Source organism: Klebsiella sp. EMBS2024 (assembly GCF_036233805.1).
Lineage (GTDB): Bacteria > Pseudomonadota > Gammaproteobacteria > Enterobacterales > Enterobacteriaceae > Klebsiella > Klebsiella pneumoniae.
This window is the reverse complement of sequence record NZ_JAZARW010000001.1, coordinates 3600542-3607401: the sequence shown is the minus strand read 5'-3', so window position 1 is coordinate 3607401 and position 6860 is coordinate 3600542. Positions and strand designations below refer to the sequence as shown.

The following is a 6860-nucleotide window of genomic DNA, read 5'->3' as shown; positions in this document are numbered from 1 at the left end:
CCCACCAATAAATACCCAGCCTTATTCCTGAGTAAACGCAGGGTTATATTAACTCTCAGTAATAAGGATTAAATAAGAACTTGTGGGAACAGTAATCCTAATTAACGCAGGGTTAATAATCATGAATATTTTAATTTGTCGACCGATCGCGATACAACGCCATCCATGGCGTCAAGGCTATTGGATCAGCGACGATCGCTGTTTGTCACGGGGATTGTCCCAGATGCCATAGAAGCGTCCCGCATTGCTGGCGGTATACCAGACGGTGTGGCGGATATTGCGATGCCCGAGATAATCCTGAATCAAGCGGGTATCGATCCCCATATTCGCCAACGCAAAGCCACAGGAGTGCCGCAGCATGTGCGGGTGGATCTCCAGTGGCAGCCCCGCCAGTCCCCCTGAGGACGCGATAATCTGATAAAACTGTTGGCGGGAAAGGGGATTACCTTTGCGGGAGAGAAATAGCCATTCGCTGGCGGCCTGCGGCCAGCTGCTGCGAATGGCCAGCCAGCGCTTTAGGGCGTAGATCTCTTTATCCAGCAACGGGTGGGTAGTCGAAAACCCTTTTTTAAGCCGATGGATGTAAACACATCGGGCAGCAAGGTCGATATCCGATATTCGTAGACGACAGATCTCGCTGGCGCGCAGACCATGGATGAAGCACAGTAACGTCAGGCAATAATTACGTGCAGCATAAGGACCGGTATCGGCCGCTTTAAGTAAAGACTCAATTTCATTCTGAGTCAGGAAGTTCCTTTTTTTTATGTCGGCGTTATTCGTCATGGTTTTCCCTTTTATTGCAGGCATATTTTTGGTTTTCCGAGCCTGCGTCAGGTCATTGTTAAATTTGACTGCCTTTTTATTTTGAAACAGCGTGGTGATAACGTTTTAATTTGCTACGAGCGCGAGCGGTATCATGGGCTAGCTCCATTGCTAACGATAAGAGGCCGCGATCTGAAGGGTAAAGAAAGGGTGAGCTGGCTGAACTGATGAATCTTTCCTGGGGGTTTCCACGTCCTGTACATCCCTGATCCTCTTGATGATACCCGCATGATGATGAAGGCTTGGGCTTCCGGCCACGGCAAGGCGGCTATCAATGCCGTCATGATTGATTGCCTGTTTACTGGGCAATGTCACCCCAGTAAACCAGCCTCCCTCGCCGACAACCTTCGGGAATGGCATGAGAAATTTCTCAGACAAAATACAACCTTAAGTCGTCTGGATAGCATTCACTGCAAAACTACAACAGTGATTAAACCATACTGCAAAAAGCCTGGTGATAATAGCATTGTCTGTAATAGAGCACATTACGCCGTATTTCAACGGGTAAGCTTAATCTGGTACATGCGGTTGAATGAGATGAAAACTCGTCACGGTCAACGTATACAGGAAGATATCAATGGGAGGTANTAGAGGACAGGTAAGTATTGCGACACGGTCTGGCGGCGGGTTGGAATGCTCGCTTCGGCGCGGGAAGGACTCACATCCAGGATACGCCGAAGCCTGCCGGTTCACCACTTTTCGTCACGTGCCTCCTGGCGCTTGTCGCTGCGCCAGGTGGCCTGTACGGAAAGCGATGGCAGCAGTAACCAGGGTAAGTAAGCCTCTTTTCATGGAAGTGATCCTGCTGAAGAGTACAATAAATAGCAGTTAAAGAATATTCTTGCCGGAAGCGCAGCATAATAACTGACAAAAAATGCTCGCCAAGAAATAACTTATTTATTTTTATCTGTGATTTTTTGAGTAATTATTCCTGTTAAAAGGTATTGGTAACCAATAACGCATAAAAAGATATAGCTGTGGTATGCTCAAGATATTGAGGCATTCTGCGCTAATACGGTGTCGGGAAGATAGCGATCGGTAGATAATGCGGAGCCTGGTGACTACGAACAATCCCGTGAACAGCTTCGACAAATTCCTCACCCTTCAGCGCTGACGCCTTCGCTCGCCTGTCGTAAAGTTGCTGTCAGGCGGTTTACGTTTACTACAATGGTATAACGATGACGACTCCGATTGCGCTCCGCGACTGGCGCCTGCTGGCGGCCGGGTGCGGCGGCCTTCTACTGCTGGCCGCCGCTATCACCTTGCACAGCCACTGGGGTGACTTTCTCCAGTGGTGTCTCGCCACCCAAATTACCCTGCATCGCTATCTGGTGATGTACCTTCTGTTGCTGAATAACCATCAGTACAGCGGCGGTATCTGGTTGCTGGTGGGGGCCTTTCTCTATGGCGTGCTGCACGCCGTCGGACCGGGACACGGTAAATTTATCGTGACGACCTACCTGAGCACCAATCAGGAGAGCCTGACGGCGGCGCGGGTGGTGCCCTTTCTCGGCAGCCTGTTGCAGGGCGTCACTGCGATACTCTTCGTCTTTATTCTTGCGGTGGGGCTGAATCTGGCCGCCGGCGATCTTAGCGCCAGCCGCTGGTACGTCGAGAAGATCAGCGCCCTGACCATCGGCGTCTTTGGGGCTTATGTTATCTTTCGCGCTCTGCAAAGCCTGTGGCCGGCAAAACAGGTGATTCGCCGTCTGACGCCAGCGCATCAGCATGACGCCTCGTGCGGCTGCGGCCATCACGGCGTGGGGCAGGATCTGCAGGGCGCTGACTGGAAGACGCGCCTTGGCGTGGTGCTGGCTATCGGCGTTCGGCCCTGTAGCGGGGCGATTATGATTTTATTATTCGCCAACGCGTTGGGGATTGTTAGCTGGGGCATCGCCGCGGTGATGAGCATGGCGCTGGGCACCGCGCTCTCGATCCTCGGTCTGTCGCTACTGGTTCACTATGCGCGCCATCGGACGGTCAAACGATTGGCCACGAATCACCGCCCGCGGCCCTGGCTGGTACCGTTGGTGAAGATCCTCGGCGGTCTGGCGCTGATCCTCTTTGCCGTGGGATTGTTTTTCACCGTGGTGCCGATCAGCGCCAACGGCGACTTTATCGCCGCTGGCTGTTAGCCCGTTTCCAGCAGTCGCATCAACACCCGCAGCGCCTGATCCAACTGCTGGCGTTCACCGTCACTGAGTCCTGCCAGCAGTTGCCGTTCGTTGTCGACGTGGGTTTCCACTGCGGCATCGATCCGTTCGCGTCCGGCGGAAGTCAGGGCGACCAGCATACTGCGGGCATCCTCCGGATTGGGCAGGCGGGTAATAAACCCGCGTTTCTCCAGCGCCTTCAGACGATGGGTCATGGTGCCGGAGGTAATCATCAGCGTGGAGAAGAGCTGGGTGGGCGAAAGTACGAAAGGCGCTCCGGCGCGCCGCAGCGTCGCCAGCATGTCAAACTCCCAGCGCACCAGATCGTGGCGCGTAAAGGCCACTTCCACCTGCGGCTCCAGCAGCATAGCGCATCGTTTCAGGCGACCTATCGGCCCCATGGGGCTGCAGTCGAGGTCTGGCCGCTCCCGCTGCCACTGGGCGAGGATGCGATCCACGGCGTCGATCGGCGGTGATTTGTCCATTAGTGCTCACTTGTCTTGATATCAAGATACTTGGCGGTACATACTTCACTCACTAATTTACCTTGAAGTGAAGATAAAATCATGGCTTTTCTCTCACGTAATCTGATTCTCGACCTGCTGCTCACCGCGCTGGCGCCCGCTATCTGGGGGACGACCTACATCGTCACCTCCCAGTTTCTGCCCCCTGACCGCCCATTTATTGCTGCGCTGCTGAGGGTGCTGCCGGCAGGTATCGCTCTTCTGATCTGGAGCCGTCGTTTTCCGCAACGCGGCGAATGGGCAAAGCTGATCGTTACCGGCATCTTAAATATCGGCGCGTTTCAGGCGCTGTTGTTCATCGCCGCCTATCGCTTACCCGGCGGGCTGGCGGCGGTGATCGGCGCGATCCAGCCGCTGCTGGTGATGCTCCTCGCCTGGTGCGTCGACCGGCAGCGCTCGCCCTGGCTGGCGGTGTTCTCCGCCATCGCCGGCATACTCGGTATGGCCATGCTGCTGCTGTCGCCGCACACCGTCCTCGACCCGCTGGGTATCGGCGCGGCGTTTCTCGGGGCGATCAGTATGGCGCTGGGCACCTGGCTCTCCCGGCGCTGGGCGCTCTCCCTGCCGATCGTCGCGCTGACCGGCTGGCAGCTGACGATCGGTGGGGTGGTGCTGGCCCCGGTGGCGCTGATCGTTGACCCTCCTTTGCATCAGATAACAGTGCTGCAGGCGGCCGGCTATCTGTGGCTGTGCCTGGCGGGCGCCATGCTGGCCTATGGCCTGTGGTTTCGGGGGATTGGCCGCCTCTCACCGGTGGCCGTGTCGGCGATGAGTCTGCTGAGCCCGGTGACCGCCGTGGTGCTGGGATGGATTTTCCTTGGACAAAAGATCCAGGGGATGGCGCTGGTGGGGTTGATCGTGGTGCTGGCGAGCGTGCTGTCTATCCAGCGCGCGCTGGCGCGCCAGGCGGCGGGAGCAAAAACGAAAAAAGCCCCATAACGGGGCTCGACATTGCTGCGTGCGGGGTGGGCGGCGGGAGCCAGACCAGCCACCCGCAGGCGGCCTGTCCGGCAGCTCCCTCTGCAACCATTCGCTTATTTAGACAGCTCGGCGGTCATATGGACCTGGTTGCCGGTATAGGCTTCGGTGATGTGGTAGGAAGCGCCTTGTTCTTTCGCAATGGTTGCGATTTTCGCTTCTGCGCTGTCCAGGGTGTCTGCTGTCACGCTCACCGGATGAGCGAAGCTAGCGAAAGAGACCAGGGAGAGCATACCGGCAGCGGCGAGTAATTTTACGTTTTTCATGGTGTTTGTCCTTTTAACTTTTATGGTGGAAAGCATGTTTGCTTTCGATGGACTTATAATAAGCCTGCTAACTATAACGCGCGTGGCAAAAAGTGCGATTTAGATCACATTTTTATGGCGGTTTGATGGCGAAAACATGATCGTTTATCTATTTTTTAANTNAAAAACAATGAATTAATGATTTATTTCTGGAAGGGGATATCACATGGGCTGCCCTTGTTCAGGGAGAGGAATGCGCCTCATTCATGCTTTCACCATTCGTTGTGTGAATGGTTTGGTGCTGTTTTCACCACCGCAAAGGCAGATTCAGACTTATCGCGATGGCCTTCCGAGGGCTTTTTCTGCATGCTGTTGCGGTCACTTTCTCTCGCTCTGGCGTTAGGCTTGCTGCGCTGTAAACAACCACCCTCGCGTTTTCATCTATCAATGACTGTTTATTAATAGTCGATGGTTATCTGTTATATAACTTAATGAAACGTGAACAAATGTATATTTGTCGGCGAATAAATAGCATTCTTTGACGCCGATAGCACCAGCGAACTTATATTTTTAGGTTCGTTACCTGACGCCTTAAATATTGCGGCTCCCGGTCAGTCGAAGATTCTATTAGCAGTGGCATAAATCAGCATCGCCTGATGTTTCTGGTTCTATGCGAATTCACAGTGTGCTCATTGATTCGTAATTCACTCTGACAAGGAAATGGCAATGAAAAAGGTTCTTCTTTCTGCAGCAATGGCAACCGCGTTTTTTGGCATGACTGCTGCCCATGCAGCTGATACCAATGTTGGCGGCGGCCAGGTTAATTTCTTCGGTAAAGTTACCGATGTATCCTGTACTGTTTCCGTTAACGGCCAGGGCAGCGATGCGAACGTTTACCTGTCTCCGGTAACCCTGACTGAAGTTAAAGCGGCAGCAGCGGATACTTACCTGAAACCGAAATCTTTCACCATTGACGTCTCTAACTGCCAGGCTGCTGATGGCACTAAACAGGATGACGTAAGCAAACTGGGCGTGAACTGGACCGGCGGTAACCTGCTGGCTGGCGCAACCAGCAAACAACAGGGCTACCTGGCGAACACCGAAGCTTCCGGTGCTCAGAACATCCAGCTGGTGCTGTCTACTGACAACGCTACCGCGCTGACCAACAAAATCATCCCGGGTGACAGCACTCAGCCGAAAGCGAAAGGCGACGCTTCCGCTGTAGCCGATGGCGCGCGTTTCACCTACTACGTAGGCTACGCCACCAGCGCGCCGACCACGGTAACCACCGGTGTGGTTAACAGCTACGCGACTTACGAAATTACTTACCAGTAATTCCGTCAGAAAATAAAACTGCCCCGCGATGGGGCAGTTAATAACAATAATAAAGCGGCAATGTCCGCCGCTTGTATTTTTATTCTGAGGTCAGCATGAAGCGTATTGCCCTTTTTTTCTGTTTCATTTTTAGTTTTGCGGCCCATGCCAACAATATTATTGTTAACGGTACCCGCTTTATTTATCCAGGAAATGAAAAAGAAATAACGGTACAGCTTTCAAATAACGCCGACCGTCCGGCGCTGGCGCAGGCCTGGCTGGATAACGGCGATGCCGATGCCACACCGGATACCATTACCACCCCGTTTATTATCACCCCGCCGATTTCGCGTGTTGACGCCAAGAGCGGCCAGACGCTGCGTATTAAGCTCGGTAGCAGCGCCGGTCTGGCGAAAGATAAAGAGACGCTGTGGTGGCTGAATCTGCTGGAAATTCCGCCGGTGGTGGCCAATCAGAAAAATGAAGGCCAGAACGTGCTGCAGCTGGCGATCCGTTCGCGCTTTAAATTTATTTATCGTCCTGCCGGACTGGGCAACCGCGATGCGGCGGCCGAGAAGCTGACCCTGACCGCCAGCGGCAGTGGTCTCGCCATCAACAACCCGACGCCGTTCTACATTACCGTCAGCCGTATTTCCCGCGACGGCGGTAAAGCCCTGAACAGCAAAACCGTGATGCTGGCGCCGCAGTCCAGCCAAACGGTGGCGCTCTCCTCCGCCGTCAACCGCGGCGAAACCCTGACCGTTAACAACATTAATGACTATGGCGCCGATGTCGCAGTGAAAGTGGCCGTTAAATAAGGGAAA

General features: G+C 54.0%; 8 protein-coding genes. 4 read left to right on the top strand and 4 right to left on the bottom strand.

The features are described from left to right. Nucleotides 1-177: 177 nt before the first annotated feature. Entirely contained in the window at nucleotides 178-783 is a 606-nt protein-coding gene (gene fimB, locus VZP09_RS16570; protein WP_004151951.1) for a type 1 fimbria switch DNA invertase FimB, read from the bottom strand. Nucleotides 784-933: 150 nt separating this feature from the next. Further along, a complete protein-coding gene (locus VZP09_RS16565) occupies nucleotides 934-1182 on the bottom strand; it encodes a hypothetical protein (protein ID WP_002916186.1) in 249 nt (82 codons plus the stop codon). 818 nt (nucleotides 1183-2000) lie between these two features. On the opposite strand from VZP09_RS16565, the gene VZP09_RS16560 reads away from it, so the two are divergent. After that, nucleotides 2001-2957, top strand: coding sequence for a nickel/cobalt transporter (locus VZP09_RS16560; RefSeq protein ID WP_021440688.1), 957 nt, complete (start codon nucleotides 2001-2003; stop codon nucleotides 2955-2957). Here the strand turns inward: VZP09_RS16560 and VZP09_RS16555 are convergent. Then, nucleotides 2954-3460, bottom strand: coding sequence for a MarR family winged helix-turn-helix transcriptional regulator (locus VZP09_RS16555; RefSeq protein WP_002916184.1), 507 nt, complete (start codon nucleotides 3458-3460; stop codon nucleotides 2954-2956). The two genes, VZP09_RS16560 and VZP09_RS16555, sit on opposite strands and share 4 nt — an antisense overlap. Before the next feature lie 81 nt (nucleotides 3461-3541). Here VZP09_RS16555 and VZP09_RS16550 point away from each other — a divergent pair, with 81 nt between their 5' ends. Further along, a complete protein-coding gene (locus VZP09_RS16550; protein WP_004174511.1) occupies nucleotides 3542-4438 on the top strand; it encodes an EamA family transporter in 897 nt (298 codons plus the stop codon). Nucleotides 4439-4533: 95 nt separating this feature from the next. Here VZP09_RS16550 and VZP09_RS16545 read toward each other — a convergent pair whose 3' ends face one another. After that, complete coding sequence (locus VZP09_RS16545; RefSeq protein ID WP_002916131.1) at nucleotides 4534-4743, bottom strand: DUF1471 domain-containing protein; 210 nt, start codon at nucleotides 4741-4743, stop codon at nucleotides 4534-4536. A 705-nt stretch (nucleotides 4744-5448) separates the two neighbouring features. On the opposite strand from VZP09_RS16545, the gene mrkA reads away from it, so the two are divergent. Then, the gene (gene mrkA, locus VZP09_RS16540; RefSeq protein ID WP_000756959.1) at nucleotides 5449-6057 is read left to right on the top strand and encodes a type 3 fimbria major subunit MrkA; all 609 of its coding nucleotides are present in this window, start codon (nucleotides 5449-5451) and stop codon (nucleotides 6055-6057) included. Between the two features lie 95 nt (nucleotides 6058-6152). Further along, entirely contained in the window at nucleotides 6153-6854 is a 702-nt protein-coding gene (gene mrkB / locus VZP09_RS16535) for a type 3 fimbria chaperone MrkB (protein WP_004211921.1), read from the top strand. The last annotated feature ends 6 nt before the right edge of the window (nucleotides 6855-6860 follow it).

Coding starts and splice junctions, on each gene's coding strand:
- fimB (WP_004151951.1), bottom strand. CDS start 783: ATGACGAATAACGCCGACATAAAAAAAAGGAACTTCCTGACTCAGAAT.
- VZP09_RS16565 (WP_002916186.1), bottom strand. CDS start 1,182: ATGCCATTCCCGAAGGTTGTCGGCGAGGGAGGCTGGTTTACTGGGGTG.
- VZP09_RS16560 (WP_021440688.1), top strand. CDS start 2,001: ATGACGACTCCGATTGCGCTCCGCGACTGGCGCCTGCTGGCGGCCGGG.
- VZP09_RS16555 (WP_002916184.1), bottom strand. CDS start 3,460: ATGGACAAATCACCGCCGATCGACGCCGTGGATCGCATCCTCGCCCAG.
- VZP09_RS16550 (WP_004174511.1), top strand. CDS start 3,542: ATGGCTTTTCTCTCACGTAATCTGATTCTCGACCTGCTGCTCACCGCG.
- VZP09_RS16545 (WP_002916131.1), bottom strand. CDS start 4,743: ATGAAAAACGTAAAATTACTCGCCGCTGCCGGTATGCTCTCCCTGGTC.
- mrkA (WP_000756959.1), top strand. CDS start 5,449: ATGAAAAAGGTTCTTCTTTCTGCAGCAATGGCAACCGCGTTTTTTGGC.
- mrkB (WP_004211921.1), top strand. CDS start 6,153: ATGAAGCGTATTGCCCTTTTTTTCTGTTTCATTTTTAGTTTTGCGGCC.